Origin of the sequence: Oceanobacillus sp. FSL W7-1293, from assembly GCF_037969815.1 — a bacterium.
GTDB classification, from domain to species: Bacteria; Bacillota; Bacilli; order Bacillales; family Amphibacillaceae; genus Oceanobacillus; species Oceanobacillus oncorhynchi.
In genome coordinates, this window is sequence record NZ_CP150212.1 from 3,787,737 (window position 1) to 3,804,616 (window position 16,880).

Here is a 16,880-nt window from a genome sequence, read left to right on the forward strand (position 1 = left end):
TCATTAATAGATAGATAGTTTTCTCTAGATTAAATAAGTCTATTGTAGTATATTTCATCATTATTGTCTCATTTCAGCTCAAACTATTTTTAACAGCTTATTTATGAATGATGACACCCCTATAAAAAATCCAGATACTTTCTACTTTTCTGCAAAAAGCACTTTTTTTCTACAATATCTCTTTTTCATTATATACTTAAGTTAACGAATATGGAACATTAATTGTAACCGTTGTTCCTTTTCCTTGCCCTGTAACGATTTCCAACTTGCCGTTAAGCATCTCCACGCGTTCTTTCATCCCGATTAATCCAAAGGAATTATCACTTTTTTCTTCCGGATTAAACCCTTTGCCGTTATCGGCTACAATCAGGATCAATCGGTCTTTTAAAATTTCTAATTTTACCTTGATTGTTGTTGCTCCACTATGCTTTATCACATTCTGCGCAGCCTCCTGCATTAGCCGGAACAAAGCAACCTCATATTTTGAATCTAATCTTTTTTCTTCCCCAAATACAATAAAATCCACATGAATATCATGATATTCGGTCAGCCTGTCAACATATTTCCGGATTGTCGGAATAAGTCCCAAATCATCCAAGGCCATGGGACGCAGGTCATAGATAATTCTCCGGACCTCCTGTAAAGAAGCACGAACATTTTTCCGCAGCGATTTAATTTCTTTGTTCACTTCTTCTGGCGACCCTTTTTTTATGACATAGTCCAGAATATCGGACCGTAATAAGACATTAGCGAGCATTTGAGCCGGCCCATCGTGGATTTCCCGGGAAAGCTTCTTCCTTTCCTCTTCTTGTGCTTCAATGATTTTCAAACCAAATTCCTGTTTTTCTCTGGCATCTTCAATCATCTCATTGACCTGTTTCATGTCATCCATCATAAAATTAAAAATAACCGTCATCTTAGCGGTAAGCTCTTCTCCGCGTTGCAATATATGTGTAAGATTTGTCAATCTGAGCTCTATCTCATCACGCCGCTTCCTTAACAGTTTTTCCTCTTCGCGCATAATGACTAATTTTGTTTGCAGATCATGCGTTTTTTCATAAACCTTCCGCACTTCTTCCTCAGAGTATTTCATAAAGTCTCTGCTGACCGCAGCAAGCTTTTTGCGGTGACTTTTGACATCGTTCTCTAATTTATCTCCGTTTTTAATATATTCCTTTACTTTCTTTTTCGTTGATTCTAATTCCCCAGAAAGATATTCATACTCTTTTCTGCCTTCTTCGGTAATTTCAAATACTTCATCCTTACTCTGATTCACCATCTGCATTACATTCTCTACAATGTTATCTATCGCTTGACTGCTTAATCTTATTGTCATAAGAAACTCACCAACCTATGTTATAATTATTCGTAGCTTTTCTTGGTTTTATAAGGTTATTTAAAAATTAATTTCATCGAAGCCCGGTATATATCCGTTAAATTAAAAATGAAGGGAAGATAACAGCTGCTCAATCGGACTTAAACGGCGTCCCCAAAAGACACAGCTGGTTACAATTCCTCAGGGATGTTATGTAATACTTAAAATAATGAGGTGAAAATAAAATGCTATCAACTTATTATACCGTAAATAAACAGGGTACAGACGAAATAATCATTCAAAAGTCACGTTTTATCGCAAATGTAAAAAGAGTGGAATCAGAAGAGGAAGCTCAGGAATTTATTCAATCTATTAAAAAGGAACACCGGGATGCGACACATAATTGCTCCGCATATATTATCGGAGAAACCGACTATATCCAAAAAGCGAATGATGACGGTGAACCAAGCGGAACTGCTGGTGTCCCTATGTTAGAAGTGTTAAAGAAAAAAGGATTAAAGGATACTGCTGTGGTCGTGACAAGGTATTTTGGAGGAATCAAACTTGGAGCCGGCGGGCTTATCCGTGCTTATGGCTCGGCAACCACACAAGGCATCCAAACGACCGGAATCGTCCGCAGAGAACTGATGCAAGGTGTTTCCGTCACTGTCGAATATACACTGCTCGGCAAATTAGAAAACGAAATTCGTCAACAGTCTAACTATCTTTTGGAGGACATTCATTATCTTGAGAATGTCGCATTTATTATTTATGTCAAAACGGAAGAAACCGATGCTTTCCAAGATTGGATAACGGAAATGACAAATGCGCAGGCAGCATTCGAACTGCTCGGCCAGAAATATGTCGACATCGATGTAGAGGATACACCTTCATAATAAAAAAACTCTGTCAGATTGCTCGATAATCCGACAGAGTTTTTATTTAATAACTTCTTTTTATGTTTGTGGTCGTATTTAAAGATAATTCTTTAATAAGTAACTGAATGATTTCATCCATTGAATTTACTTTTTGATTTTCCGTATCATGAATAACCCGTTTCAATATCTTCTGATACTGTTCTTGCTCTCTGCCCATTCATCTACCGCCTTTAAATATTTTTTCTTAAAAGTCGTTAACCTTTACTCTACATGCAAATATGTAATATTGCACTCTAAGATGAATTTTCTTACTAAACGTAATTCTATATAAAAATAGAACCGTTGTCTACTAATTTTGATAAATTTTTTAACTCTTTTGATAGATTCATAAATGATAGCGATTTCATTCGTTCAAAGGCGCGACACCTCCGTCAAAACTCCTCTTTACAGCTGATTCAAATCTCACATCGAATCAAAAGTCCTGCTCTCAGGAGAAGATAGTACGCACAAAATTTGTTTTAAACATAGACGATTTATCTAAATTTCGATATAATCTATTACAGATTTATTTTTCCTGACAATTAGTAAAAATTTGTTTAAATTAAGGAAAGAATAGAGGAGAATATATTGGTGTCCAGATTAAATGATAGAAGTCGTAAAAGGAAAAAATGGCCATTTATTGTTGGTGGAATCATTTTGTTTTTCATTTTAGTTGTCGGCGGCGGGGCCTTTTTTGTGTGGAATCAGGTTGGCAAGGTTGTTGAATCGATGCATAGTCCATTAGAAAGAGATAATGATCCTGAACGGCAGGATGAAATCAACCGGCTCTATAGCGATTCAGATGCAGTTAACATTCTGCTTCTGGGAGTAGATGAGCGGGATGGAGATGTCGGACGTTCGGATACGATGATTCTGCTTTCCTTAAATCCAAGAACCGACTCCATGCTTATGTTAAGTATTCCTCGTGATACGTATGTAAATATCCCGGACCGGGGAATGGATAAGATCAACCATGCCTATGCATTTGGCGAAGCTGCTCAAACAGGAGGCGGAACCGAATTATCTGTGGAAACAGTAGAAGAAGCCTTTGATTTGCCAATCCATTCTTATGTACGTGTAAATATGGAAGGTTTCCAGCAAGGTATTGATGCTTTAGGCGGCGTTACTGTTCAAAACAGCATGGCGTTTTCTCAAGACGGGCATGATTTCAGCGAAGGAAATCTCACTTTAAATGGCGAGGAAGCTCTTTCTTATATCCGCATGAGATACGAAGACAGCCGCGGAGATATGGGGAGAAATGAACGTCAGCGTGATGTTATTGTTGCTGCAATGGACGAAGCGGCCAGCTTTTCAAGTATTACTAAAGCAAGTAACATTCTGGACATTTTAGGAAATAATGTCCAAACTGATTTAGATATGAAACGATTGCAAACATTATTTACAGATTATAGCGGAACAAGAAATAATGTAGAAACAATGGAGATGGAAGGCGACGGTCAAACCATCGGCGGAGTTTGGTATTATGTTGTACCTGATGAAGAGTTTAGCCGTATCCATTCAACAATTACAGACCACATGGAACAAGAATAAAGAAATGTGTCATTGCTGAAAGACTTTTCATAGACTTCAGAGAAACAGACAGCTAGTTCCAATTGGAAAACAAAACGTCACCTGGTAAATATACAGCGTGACGTTTTTTCACACAGTCTCTGCTTTTTTCTGATTGGATCAATATACTTTTAAAAATTTCATGTCATTCTATCTATTTTTCTAAAAAAAATGTAGAACATGGTATACTTTTACGTAAAGAGATATTTTTTAATGGGGGTTAGAAAATGTGGAAAAAAAGTTTATGGATGATGATTCTTTTTATCGCCCTGTTAGCCGGGTGCTCTGAAGAACAAACCGACCCGACAAATACGTTAAATCAATATGCAGAAGCAGTAGAAGAAGGAGACTATGAATCTCTGTATAATCTTTTTTCTCAGGAAACAAAAGATACATATAGCGAAGAAGATTCCGCGCTGCGCTTAGGGAAATTATATGATGATATTTCTGCTACTGATATTGAGATAAATATACAGGAATTAGAAGAAAGGGAAGTCGCTAACGCATATGACGATGGCATAGCAACGATTCCCTTCACTGTTAACATGAACACAATCGCAGGTGAAATTTCATTTGATTACCAGGCAGAACTGACTTTAATCGAAAATGAAGAGGAAGAGGACAACTGGCTGATCAATTGGGATTCTGGCTTTATCTTCCCTGATCTTGCCGATGGCGGAGAAATCCGGATTTCTACTAATCAGCCTGAAAGAGGAGAAATCCTTGATAAAAACCAAATGCCGCTGGCAATCAATGATACCGTATATGAATTTGGCGTTATCCCAAGTGAATTAGGAGAAAATGAAGCAAAGCGCGAAGAATTAGCCCGTTTACTTGGTATATCTGTCGATTCCATTAATTCCAGTATCGAAGCAGAATGGGTGGAAGATGATTTATTTGTTCCGCTGAAAACCATCCTCCCAGATGATTCAGATACCGTTCAGGAGTTAAATGCAATCGAGGGCGTTTCCTATCGCGAAACAAACGGCAGAGTTTATCCAGAAGGCGAAATAACTGCTCACTTAGTAGGTTATCTCCGCTCTGTAAATGCAGAGGATTTAGAAGAGCTAGACCCGACAGAATACACTTCTTCTGACAGAATCGGAGCACGGGGATTAGAAAGTTTATTTGAAGAAGAGCTTCGCGGTAAAAAAGGAGCGACGATTCAAGTAACAAAAGATGACGGAGAAGATGTAACTTTAGCTGAAACAGAAGCAGTAGACGGAGAGAATATTACGGTAACCATTGATATCAATATTCAGGATGATGTTTTTCAAGGATTTGATGAGGAACCCGGCAATGCAGCTGTCATCGATCCAAAAACGGGGGAAACATTAGCCTTAGTCAGCAGCCCGTCCTTTGATCCAAACGATATCCTTTATGGCACCGCCCCAAATTATTGGGAGGATATGGAAGAGAATGAGTTACAGCCTATGCTGAATCGTTCTTCCTCCACGTTTGCGCCCGGTTCTGTTATTAAACCGGTCACTGGGGCAATCGGGCTGAAAAACGGTACGATTGAATACGATGAAGGCATTGAAATTGATGGACTGCAATGGGAGGATTACAATGTAACACGTGTATCGACCTCCGACGGACCTGTTGATTTAGATGATGCCCTGGTTCGTTCAGATAATATTTACTTTGCAATGAAGGCCGTGGAAATGGGCGGAGATGCTTTTGTTGAAGGGCTGCATGAATTTGGAGTTGGAGAAGAATTCCCATACACCTATCCGGTTTCAGATTCTACCATTTCTAATTCAGGCGAGTTAGACGACAATTATTTACTGGCACACACAAGCTATGGACAAGGTGAAATTGAAATGAGCGCGCTGCATCTGGCAACTACTTATTCTGCCTTCTTGAATAATGGAGATATGATACAGCCGACATTATTAACAGATGAAGAAACCGGCCAGTTTTGGAAAGAAGGCTTAGTTACGGAAGAACAAGCGGATCAAATCCAAGAGTCCCTCCGAAACGTGGTCACAGAAGGAACTGGTAAACCTGCTGAAGAAGCCGATTTTCCTATCTCAGGTAAAACAGGGACTGCAGAATTAAAATTAACCGGAGAAGACAGCGGGGATGAAAATAGCTGGTTTGTCGGCTATCCGACAGATGACCAGGATCTCATGATTGCTATCATGGTGGAAGGAACCAAAAATAATGACCGCAGCTCCGGAGTTGAAAAAGCTACAGAAATATTGATGGATATTAAGGATTAACGTTTTTGTAACGAAAAAGGGTTTGAGCAATGATAAAGCTGCTCAAACCCTTTTTTATAAACAAAAGAAAGCCATTTAACAGAATAGCATCTGCCAAACAGCTGAAATGGAAATATAGTCATTTTATTGATTGTTTAAGGCACTTGTTAATTCTAAGAATGTTTCTTTGTCATCGTTATCAATCGCTTTATCAATCAGCCTTCTGACATTTTCATACTCCAGTTCTGATATCAGCTGGTCTAAAGCCTTTTGCTGTTCGGAAACCTCCTGTGTATCTTCAGGTAAATAATAGGATTCTGCAATACGGTGAAGCATTTCCAAAAAACCGGGAATTGAAATCAATTGTGACATGGAGATAGTGAGTACTTCTTTCCCTTTTTGAAAAGCAAAGACATCATCGACATTCTCAATTTTTTTCGTCTTGCGATTAATACGAACTTCCGTAGATTTTACAGGGATAAATTGATATACCTTCTTATTCATGATAATGGAGAAGTATTGATATGCTAAAATAATCCGTATATATTTCTCTTCTGTCTTTACATAATAAGGCTTTAACATTTTAACAGTAACCATCTTATCCCCCCTTATTTAGGACACACTCTAAATTTTCTGTTAATTTATTCTACCGGATATACTTTAAAAAATCAAGCAGAGATTTTTAATTGTTTAGAAAACTTGGTTTTTTATTCAAAATTGAAATGATCATGGACTTCCATTTAACGCTTCTGCTTCTTCCTCTGAAAAAACTCTCGAACGAGTTAAAAATCTTTTTCCTTCAGGCCCTTCTAACGAGAACATCCCGCCCCTTCCATTGACAACATCAATAATAAGCTGCGTATGCTTCCAATACTCAAATTGATCTCTAGAAATATAAAATGGGATATCGCCTGGCAGTTTTCCTAATAAGACATCCGACTCGCCGGTTTTTAGCTCTCCAAGCGGATAACACATGGGCGAGCTTCCGTCACAGCAGCCTCCTGACTGATGAAACATAAGCGGTCCATGAATGTCTTTCAGCTTCTCCATTAAGTCCTGCGCATCCTGCGTTGCAACCACTCTGTCTACCATGGAAAACACCTCCTTATTTAAGTAACTGCAGACAAGAGAATCCGTATGTTTCGGCAGGCATATGTATCTAACCTATGCCTGCCATTCTACTGTTCCTATATCCTTTTTTTATTTAAAATAAACCAGCCGGGCCTTCACTGTAGCTGACCAGCAAATTCTTTGTCTGCTGATAATGATCCAGCATCATTAAATGATTTTCTCTGCCGATTCCTGATTTTTTATACCCTCCAAATGCGGCATGTGCAGGGTACTGATGATAACAATTGGTCCAGACGCGTCCAGCTTGAATACCGCGTCCAAAACGATATGCTGTATTCATATCACGTGTCCAGATACCGGAACCTAAACCATATAGTGTATCATTCGCGATTTCCAGCGCCTCTTCCTTATCCTTGAATGTCGTTACAGATAATACCGGACCGAAAATCTCTTCCTGGAAAATACGCATCTTGTTATTTCCTTTGAAAATCGTCGGCTGCACATAATACCCGGAAGCCAGTTCTCCGTCAAGCTTATTAACATCCCCGCCGACAAGGACCTCTGCTCCCTCCTGCTTGCCAATATCGAGGTAGGATTTAATTTTTTCAAATTGTTCTTCCGAAGCCTGTGCGCCCATCATCGTCTCTGTGTCCAGCGGATGGCCAATTTTAATTTGATTAACACGTTCAATTGCTTTTTCCATAAATCGGTCATAAATTGATTCATGGACAAGTGCGCGGGACGGACATGTGCAAACTTCTCCCTGGTTCAGGGCAAACATGACCATACCTTCAATTGCTTTATCTACAAAGCTGTCATCCTTATCTAATATGTCTTCAAAGAATATATTTGGTGATTTGCCTCCCAGCTCCAAGGTTACTGGAATGATATTTTCAGATGCATATTGCATAATAAGACGGCCAGTTGTGGTTTCTCCTGTAAATGCAATTTTCGCGATACGGCTGTTTGTGGCAAGCGGTTTCCCTGCTTCTACTCCAAAGCCGTTAACAATATTCACCACACCGTCTGGTAATAAGTCCCTGATTAAATCCAGGAACACATGAATCGAAGCCGGTGTCTGTTCAGCAGGCTTCAATACAACGCAGTTTCCAGCAGCCAATGCCGGGGCAAGCTTCCAGGTAGCCATTAATATTGGAAAGTTCCATGGAATAATTTGGCCGACGACTCCTAACGGCTCATGAAAATGATAAGCAACCGTATCATTATCAATTTGACTCAGTGTCCCCTCTTGCGCGCGAATCGTCCCTGCAAAATAACGGAAATGATCGATTGCTAATGGAATATCCGCTGCCAAGGTCTCCCGTACTGCTTTTCCGTTCTCCCAGCTTTCTGCTACGGCCAGCTTTTCTAAATTCTCTTCCATCCGGTCAGCAATGCGGTTTAAAATCAGTGCCCGCTCTGCGACAGATGTTTGCCCCCACGCATCTTTCGCCTCGTATGCTGCATCAATTGCCGCATCCACATCTTCCTTTGTGGAACGGGCTATCTCACAAAAAACTTCACCTGTAATCGGAGTTGTATTCTCAAAGTAGTTTCCCTTTAGCGGCGGCTGATACTTTCCCCCAATGTAATTATCATAACGTTTTTCATAGTTTACGATAGCACCTTCTGTGTTTGGATTAGCATACCTCATTTAAACTCCTCCTTATTGTAAGCGATTACATTTTAATGTAAATAATATATTAATTTGTTATTACAGTATAGCAAATATTATCTTACATTTACAATAATTTCAACTATTAAATTTTTTATGTACGAAAATCTTTTATATTCATGTGCAGAAGCCCTGCTCAGTTATGGATATTTGAACTTGACTATACCATATGGAAAAATAAGCGTTCTATTTCCTGATTAACGAATGCTAAGATGCAGCGAATCAAAATCAATCCGCTACATCTTAGCTTCGTTCTATCATCAGTAAATTATAGAGATACTATTTACTTCAATTCAGGAATTACCCGAACTTCTTTTGCCATTTCAGATTGGCATAAAGGGCAGCTCGGCTCAGCTTCAAAACTAAACGATTCTCTCATCCATCCTTGACAATCTTCTTGAGTGCATGACCAGACGTTTGTTTCAACCTCTGGCACTGGTTCCTTAGGTCCACGCGAAAAAGACATTATAGCATCTCCCTTCCTTATATACAGTATACGCTAAATTTTGAAAGAGTGAAACTTTTGAGCATAACAACTTTTCATACTTTTTTCAAATATTGTACCTTTATTTTCAATAATTCATGCAACAGCTGCTTCTTATAGCTTGTACTACTTTCCTTTTCGATATACTGTCTAAAAGCGAAATGCTCTATTTTAATTATATGCGCTGAATGGCTATATATGATAAAAAGATTCATATATACAAAAGGAATTGGACAGCTTTTTGAACTCTGCCCAATTCCTTTTGTATTCCTATAGGTGGAACATATGGATATCATCAATTATTTCAATGCAAATTTTTCAATTGCTTTACCGACACCATCTTCCAGATTACTGTCTGTCACAGCATTAGCTGCTTCTTTTATTTTTTCTTGCGCATTGCCCATCGCAACACCTACGCCCACTTGCTGAATCATTTTCAAATCATTCAGACTGTCACCGACTGCCATGATTTCTTCCATGGAGATCCCAGTACGCTCGCAAAGAAAAGATAATGCATTTGCTTTGCTTACACCTTCAGGGTTAATTTCAATATTTGTCGGCAAAGAGTTTGTTATTTCTAACCCTTCCAGCTCTTTTAACCTATCTTTGACTTCCTGCAGTCTATCCAGATCCTCTGAAGCACATCCGAATTTCAGCCATTGATAATCTTGTATATTTACTTTGTCAGCCCCTTGAAATACACCTTCCGTAGAAATCATCCATCTGTGTACCCCTGCTTCTTCGGTATATTGCTGCAGTTTTTCTACTGTATCATTAGCAAGCAGTTTCTGCTGGAGCAACTCTTTTTCCATTGTCCATACCTGGCCGCCGTTAGCTGTAATCATAAATGTCTGTAATTTTAACTCGTCTGCATAAGGATAGCATGTATCAATCCCTCGTCCAGTACTTAATACTACTTGGATACCTTGACGCAATGCCTCCTGGATGGCTTCCTTATTACGCTTTGATACCTCAAGTGCCGGATTTAACAATGTTCCATCCATATCCAAGGCAATTAACTTTACCGATTTTGTCATTTCACTCATACCTCATTTCTCTGTTATCTTGTTTAAGTATACTGGAAACCCGGATACTTTTACTACTAAAACGCAGCTTGGTGCATCCATAAGATTATTAAAAAACTGCTGTTTCTACAAATTTTCCTATTATATTTCCCAGGAAATACTCTTTTTCTCGTTTTCAAAAAGAAAACACCTAATCAGATATTTCTAATTAAGTGCCTTCTAAATAGCTAGCTTTCAATAGTTTCCCCAGATTCATCTATATCATTGATGATTTCCTGAAGCTGGTTCTTTTCGGTGAATTGAATAATCTGTTCCAAATCTAATAGCAAAATAAGTTCATCGTCAATTGTTGCTACACCTAATAAAAAGGTATCCTTTATCTCACCGACAAGCTTAGGGGCAGATTTAATGAAGGAAGCTGGTATATCCTTTACCTCTGTTGCCTGGTCAACCACCATCCCAATTTGCATCTCATCAACTTGTACCACGAGTGTTCTCGTCTGGTCTGTGATATCAACGCCGCCGAGATTCAATCTTTCACGTAAATCAATAATAGGAGTCATTACTCCCCGCATTTCCGTAACACCTTTCATAAAACCAGGAGTACGCGGTATCTCTGTTAGAGATAATGCCCGCTCTATGGAAACGATTTGCTGCACATGAACAGCAAAGGTCTGTTCTTTTAATCTGAATATAATATGTTTCTCTGTATCCATTTACTTTCCCCCCTTTCTTTAAATGCGCTTTAATCAATCAGCGCATTAGGATCAATAATCAAAGCGACCTCACCATCACCTAATATGGTTGCTCCTGATACGGCAAATACTTCTCCAAGATAATTCCCGAGCGATTTTAATACAACTTCCTGCTGACCAATCAATTCATCAACAATCAATCCCAGCAGTTTTTCTCCCTTTTTGATGATTACAGTAGAATAACGATCTGCTTCCGTATCATAATCAGGAACCTTTAGCACCTTGCCTAAAGACAAGACAGGTATAATTTTACCGCGATAATCGATAACATCTGCTCCTTGCGCACACATAATCTTTTCTTTAGGAAGCATAATCGTCTCTAAAATAGAAGTTAATGGTATCGCTAAGGTTTCCTTCTTAACATGGACAAGCATGGTAGTAATAATCGATAAGGTCAAAGGCAGCTGGATGGAAAAGGTGCTTCCTTTCCCTGTCATGGTTGTTACGGAAATTTTACCGCCTAATGCTTCAATTTTATTTTTTACAACATCTAAGCCAACACCGCGTCCCGATACATCGGAAATCGTATCAGCTGTACTGAATCCTGAACTCATAATTAACGCTGCAACTTGATCATCGGTTAACTCTTCGGCTTCTTGAGGTGTAATAATATTATTTTCAATCGCTTTTTCCGATACTTTTTCGCGGTTGATTCCTGCACCATCATCTTCAATTTCGACAAAAACATGATTTCCGCTGTGGTAAGCACGTAATACGAGCTTGCCTTCCTCCGGCTTATTGCTCGCAACCCGCTTCTCCGGGCTTTCAATTCCATGATCACACGAATTACGAATCAGATGGACCAGCGGATCTCCAATCTCGTCAATGACTGTGCGATCTACTTCTGTTTCTGCACCTTTTATTTCCAGGGCAATTTTTTTATTTAAATCTTTGGATAATTGACGGATCATTCTTGGAAAACGGTTGAAAACCTGCTCGATTGGAACCATCCGCATCGCCAGAATCAGCGATTGCATATCCGAACTTACTCTGCTTAAATGCTCCACAGTCTCTCTTAAATCACTATTGTCTATTGAGGAAACAAGCACTTCAAGCCGGCTTCTATCAATCACAACCTCTTCAAATAAGTTTAAAAGATTATCAATCTTATCGAGATTTACCCGGATATTCTTAGAAGCAGTTTTCTTTCCGTTATTTTGCGCAGCCTCTTTATTTTTCGACACTTCTGCCTTTGATTCAGACTTCTTCGCTGGTACCTCTGTCACCTTTTCACTGACCGTTTTTTTATTTGCCTGCACGATTTCTTTCTTTGCTGGTTTTTCTCCTGTCTGTTCTTGCGTATCGGGCGCCGTTTCATCCGTTTCGATTACATGTGCTTCAACCGTTTCCACTTCGGATACATTTTTCACTGCTTCCACCAAGGCGTCCGGCTCTTGATCTGTCAAAAATAAAAGTGTAAATCCTGAATCAAATGCTCCTTCCTCAATCTCTTCCACAGTCGGGGAAGTACGGATGATTTCTCCCAAGTTCTCTAATACTTCAAACACCATAAACGCCCGGGCACCTTTTAAAATACAGCTCGCTTCAAACGTTACTTTTAAATCATAGAGAATCATCCCTTGCTCCTTGGCCTGCTGAACAACCGTGAACTGAAATTCATCTAAATCGGAAGCTTTGAAGTAATTTCCTGTATCTTCCTTTTTCTCTGCTGCTACAGTTGCCGCAGATTCAGAAATATTTTCCCCTTTTTCAATCGCTTCCAGCTTTTTTACATGTTCACTGACATCTTTTTTACCATCTCCGCCATTGCGGACAGAGTCAACCATATCCTCCAGGTCATCAATAGACATAAATAACGTATCGATGATTTCCGTGTTTGTCATTAATTCTTCATTACGAATCAGGTCCAGTACATTCTCCATTTTATGCGTCAATGAGGCGATATCATCATACCCCATGGTTGCTGCCATCCCTTTTAACGTATGTGCAGAGCGGAATATCTCATGTACATACTCCAAGTTAGAAGGGTCTTCTTCTAACTTCAATATAAAATCATTGATTGACTGTAAATGCTCCTGGCTTTCATCTAAGAAAATATCCAAATATTGTTGCGTATCCATAAGACTTCCCCTCTATTCTAATCTTCATTTGTTTCTTCCGGAACATTGATCTCGTAATTAGGTAAAACCAGAACTTCTACACGTCTGTTCCTTGCTCTGTCTTCTTCTGTATCATTGGGAAAAGCCGGCTCAAACTCTCCATAGCCCTTCACGCTAAACAAAGTAGGGTCAAGATCATCATTTTGCATCAAAATCTGCATAAAGTTCATTGCTCGTGTCACACTTAATTCCCAGTTTGATTCAAACGCTGCATTGTGAATCGGAACATCATCGGCATGCCCGCTGATAACAACCTGATGCGGGGGTTCTGTATGCAGGATTTGAGAAACATCTTCTGCAACTTGCACCCCTTCCTGTTTAACCACTGCACTTCCAGAATCAAACAGGATATCATTACGCATTGTAACAAGCAGTCCTTCACCGGTTAATGTTGTTCCAAATTCTTCCGTGAGGCCTGCTTCTTCAATATATATATTAATTTCTTCCTCGACCTGCCTGAGCCTGAGAAGCTCCTGTTCCCCTTCTAAATCCGCTTCATCAATTCCTTCTTCTTCGCTTCCTTCCTCATCATCTGTGCCTTCTTCCATATAATCATCCTCGTCCCGTCCTTCTTCCATACTGGGTGGAATTGGTTCGGACTCATAATCCAAGAGACCTGTTCCTGACCCGGACGATAATTCATCACGAAAGACGTTAGCAAGCTGGAAATATTTTTCCACATTGACATCGCTGGAAGCAAATAAAACAATAAATAAGGCTACTAATAACGTTAATAAATCGGAATAAGGAAGCAGCCAAGATTCATCTACATGTGATTGTTTTTTCTTTCTTTTTCTTCTAGCCATCGCTATCCCTCTTCTGCAGTTCTGCCAGTTCTTTAGAAGAAAGTAAAGAACCTAATTTTTCCTGCACGATTAATCGGGAATCGCCTGTTGTAATAGATAAGACGCCTTCAACGATCAATTCTTTTTGCATTACTTCCCGCTTCGATTTTTCACGTAATTTATTAGCAAATGGATGCCATAGTACGTAACCTGTGAAAATCCCCAGCAATGTTGCCACAAAGGCTGCTGAAATGGCATGTCCCAACGCATCGATATCAGACATATCCGCTAGCGCTGCAATCAATCCAATTACTGCACCAAGCACTCCCAGCGTCGGAGCATAGGTACCAGCCTGCGAAAAAATGGCAGCACCTTCTTCATGCCGCTGCTCCATTGCTTCTATTTTTTCAATCATGACATCTTTGATAAAATCCGGTGACTGTCCATCAATGGCTAATTGCAGACCCGATGAAAGAAAGGGGTCATTCACTTCACTTACTTGATTCTCTAAAGAAAGCAGCCCTTCTTTACGTGTTTGATCTGCCCAATCCATGAATAAGACAATAAGTTCTTTGGAATCTGTTTGTTTCTCTTCAAAAAATAATTTTTTAAATAATGCCGGGACTTTTTTCAACACACTTCCCGGGAAGGCAATTGTAACTGCTGCAACTGTTCCTAATAGAATGATAAGAAATGCTGCCGGCTCAAGCAATGCGCTTATTTCTGCACCTTTTAATACCATCCCTACACCGATAGCAATTAGTCCTAATATTAATCCTATGACTGATGTTTTATCCATATGTATCCTCCCGTTTTCCATTGTACCTACTATTAATATCGGTAAAATTCATAAATTATGAAGTCCCTCGGAAGGTAAATTTCGCATGAATCGACAAGTATTTTACAGATGATTGATTAATCTAAAGAAAAACAGGCCGCGCAATCTCTGCACGAGCCTGTTTTTCTTTAGCTAATTTGATAGATAACAGCTTGATAAGGTTTGAGTTTCCCAAGCGCTGCTTCTTCGTAATTATTGATTAGCAGTTTTAAATTTTTATCCCTTAATTTTCCTGGTAGTTTATATTCCGTTGCTTTTCCAAAAACGTTTACCAGGATAAGCCACTTATCTTCTTGATATGTCCGCGTATATGCATATATATCTGGATGCTCCGCTATCACAAGATTATAATTTCCATAGATGAGTCCCTGCTCTTGTTTCCGTAATGCAATCAGCTGTTTATAAAAATTTAAAATAGAATCAGTCTTGCTTTGCTGCTCTTCTACGTTCACATCTGAATAATTTGGATTCACTTTCATCCATGGCACCCCTGTTGTAAAACCGGCATTTGCTCCATCGTTCCACTGCATTGGTGTACGTGAATGGTCTCGGCTCGTCTTAGCTAATGCAGCCAATATTTGCTCTTTCGGAACACCTTTTTCCAGCTGCTCCTTATAAAAATTCTTGGAATCCACAGCATCATATTCCTCAATTGATTCAAATGGCGCATTCGTCATTCCAATTTCCTGCCCCTGATAAATAAATGGCGTCCCCTGCATCATAAAATATAGTACAGCGAAAGCTTTTGCTGAAGCTGCATGATACTTTTCCGGGTCTCCCCAGCTAGAAACAGAACGCGGCTGATCATGATTTTCTAAAAACAATGCATTCCAGCCCGCTTTCTCCAGCCCTTTCTGCCAAGTCGTAAACACGTCCTTCAGCTCTTCTAAATCAAGCCCTTCCCCTGTTTCACGCTCCCAGAGGTTGAGATGGTCAAATTGAAAAATCATATCAAACACGCCATGCTTTTCGCCGACCCAGTCATCTGCCTGTGAAAGCTTCACGCCGTTAGCTTCCCCGACAGTCATAATATCATAGTGATTCAGCGTTGCTTTTTTAAACTCCTGCAGAAATTCATGGATTCCCTCCTGATTCATATGACCTTTAAAGGAAGGAACATATTTTTTCTTCTTCGGGTTCGGCATATCTGGAAAACCGGGTTTCTTTTTAATATGGGAGATGGCATCCACACGAAATCCGTCAATTCCCTTATCCAGCCACCAGTTGACCATTTTATATAAATCGTTGCGTACTGCTTCATATTCCCAATTTAAATCAGGCTGTTTTTCAGAAAAAATATGCATAAAGTATTCTTTTGTCTGCCCATCATACTTCCAGGCGGAGCCGCCAAAAATAGATTCCCAATTATTTGGCTCCTCTTCATTCTTTTTCCCGGGATGCCAAATATAATAGTCACGGTATGGATTATCCTTCGAGGATCTGGACTCGATAAACCACGGGTGCTCATCAGAGGTATGGTTGATAACTAAATCCATAATCAGGCGCATGCCTTTTTGATGCGTTTTTTCAAGCAGCTCATCAAAGTCTGCCATGGTCCCAAACTCTTCCGCAATCGCTTGATAATCACTGATATCATAGCCGTTGTCGTCATTCGGAGATTGATAGACAGGGCTTACCCAGATAACATCGATTCCTAAGTCCTTTAAGTAATCCAATTTGGAAATAATGCCCTGAATGTCGCCAATACCATCTCCATTGGAATCCATAAAGCTTCTTGGGTAAATTTGATACGCTGTTGCTTCTTTCCACCATTTTTTATTCATTTTTTGACTTCCTTTCTTCGATCACTTTGCATGTTTTTCGCTTAAATCAAAATAAGTCTATAGTATTATAATAACATTAATAAACAAATAAAAAGACTCTATAAAACAGAAAAATCAAACTCATCAAAAAAATAACGATTACACTTATCATAATCGTTATTAATCAGAAAAAAAAAAGCCAAATATTATATATAGCGACACCTATTTAATTTAATTGGCAATACTAATTAATATTCAATTAAGACATGAATAAAATAGTATAGGTTTTATTCGATACTATCATATTTGATAATTTGTCCATAAATTCAATCAGATATATTAAAAGATAAATTCATTTA

Annotated in this window: 15 protein-coding genes; 3 read left to right on the forward strand and 12 right to left on the reverse strand. The window is 39.2% G+C overall.

Translation table 11 applies throughout. The annotated features are described in order from the left end of the window. Window positions 1-196: 196 nt before the first annotated feature. On the reverse strand, window positions 197-1,336 hold the full coding sequence (locus tag MKY65_RS18605; RefSeq protein ID WP_339179463.1) for a sensor histidine kinase: 1,140 nt from the start codon (window positions 1,334-1,336) through the stop codon (window positions 197-199). Between the two features lie 224 nt (window positions 1,337-1,560). On the opposite strand from MKY65_RS18605, the gene MKY65_RS18610 reads away from it, so the two are divergent. Next, entirely contained in the window at window positions 1,561-2,211 is a 651-nt protein-coding gene (locus MKY65_RS18610; protein ID WP_339179465.1) for a YigZ family protein, read from the forward strand. A gap of 46 nt (window positions 2,212-2,257) precedes the next feature. On the opposite strand, the gene MKY65_RS18615 is transcribed toward MKY65_RS18610, so the two are convergent. After that, window positions 2,258-2,410 carry a hypothetical protein gene (locus MKY65_RS18615; RefSeq protein WP_175297007.1) on the reverse strand — a complete coding sequence of 51 codons (153 nt, stop codon included), beginning with the start codon at window positions 2,408-2,410 and terminating at the stop codon, window positions 2,258-2,260. Between the two features lie 410 nt (window positions 2,411-2,820). Here MKY65_RS18615 and MKY65_RS18620 point away from each other — a divergent pair, with 410 nt between their 5' ends. Next, entirely contained in the window at window positions 2,821-3,783 is a 963-nt protein-coding gene (locus MKY65_RS18620; RefSeq protein WP_339179467.1) for an LCP family protein, read from the forward strand. A gap of 245 nt (window positions 3,784-4,028) precedes the next feature. Then, window positions 4,029-6,026 carry a penicillin-binding transpeptidase domain-containing protein gene (locus tag MKY65_RS18625; RefSeq protein WP_339179469.1) on the forward strand — a complete coding sequence of 666 codons (1,998 nt, stop codon included), beginning with the start codon at window positions 4,029-4,031 and terminating at the stop codon, window positions 6,024-6,026. Window positions 6,027-6,149: 123 nt separating this feature from the next. Here the strand turns inward: MKY65_RS18625 and MKY65_RS18630 are convergent, their stop codons facing one another. The 10 genes from MKY65_RS18630 to MKY65_RS18675 all read right to left on the reverse strand — a co-directional run bounded on the left by MKY65_RS18630 (window position 6,150) and on the right by MKY65_RS18675 (window position 16,542). Then, window positions 6,150-6,602, reverse strand: coding sequence for an IDEAL domain-containing protein (locus MKY65_RS18630; RefSeq protein WP_339179471.1), 453 nt, complete (start codon window positions 6,600-6,602; stop codon window positions 6,150-6,152). 129 nt (window positions 6,603-6,731) lie between these two features. After that, window positions 6,732-7,097: a DUF779 domain-containing protein gene (locus tag MKY65_RS18635; protein WP_339179473.1), complete on the reverse strand. Its 366-nt coding sequence runs from the start codon at window positions 7,095-7,097 to the stop codon at window positions 6,732-6,734. Window positions 7,098-7,209: 112 nt separating this feature from the next. Beyond that, the gene (locus MKY65_RS18640) at window positions 7,210-8,730 is read right to left on the reverse strand and encodes an aldehyde dehydrogenase family protein (protein WP_339179474.1); all 1,521 of its coding nucleotides are present in this window, start codon (window positions 8,728-8,730) and stop codon (window positions 7,210-7,212) included. Between the two features lie 304 nt (window positions 8,731-9,034). Further along, window positions 9,035-9,217, reverse strand: coding sequence for a cold-shock protein (locus MKY65_RS18645; RefSeq protein ID WP_040978795.1), 183 nt, complete (start codon window positions 9,215-9,217; stop codon window positions 9,035-9,037). 317 nt (window positions 9,218-9,534) lie between these two features. Next, window positions 9,535-10,272, reverse strand: coding sequence for a Cof-type HAD-IIB family hydrolase (locus MKY65_RS18650; protein WP_339179478.1), 738 nt, complete (start codon window positions 10,270-10,272; stop codon window positions 9,535-9,537). Window positions 10,273-10,487: 215 nt separating this feature from the next. After that, window positions 10,488-10,976, reverse strand: a complete 489-nt coding sequence (locus MKY65_RS18655; protein ID WP_339179479.1) for a chemotaxis protein CheW — start codon at window positions 10,974-10,976, stop codon at window positions 10,488-10,490. A 29-nt stretch (window positions 10,977-11,005) separates the two neighbouring features. Then, the gene (locus MKY65_RS18660) at window positions 11,006-13,096 is read right to left on the reverse strand and encodes a chemotaxis protein CheA (RefSeq protein WP_339179481.1); all 2,091 of its coding nucleotides are present in this window, start codon (window positions 13,094-13,096) and stop codon (window positions 11,006-11,008) included. 17 nt (window positions 13,097-13,113) lie between these two features. Beyond that, window positions 13,114-13,941 (reverse strand): flagellar motor protein MotB, encoded by an 828-nt coding sequence (gene motB / locus MKY65_RS18665; RefSeq protein WP_339179482.1) that lies wholly within the window; start codon window positions 13,939-13,941, stop codon window positions 13,114-13,116. Further along, window positions 13,934-14,719 carry a flagellar motor stator protein MotA gene (gene motA / locus MKY65_RS18670; RefSeq protein ID WP_339179485.1) on the reverse strand — a complete coding sequence of 262 codons (786 nt, stop codon included), beginning with the start codon at window positions 14,717-14,719 and terminating at the stop codon, window positions 13,934-13,936. Before motA ends, motB begins: the two co-directional genes overlap by 8 nt. A gap of 167 nt (window positions 14,720-14,886) precedes the next feature. Continuing rightward, entirely contained in the window at window positions 14,887-16,542 is a 1,656-nt protein-coding gene (locus MKY65_RS18675; protein ID WP_339179486.1) for an alpha-glucosidase, read from the reverse strand. Window positions 16,543-16,880 lie beyond the last annotated feature (338 nt).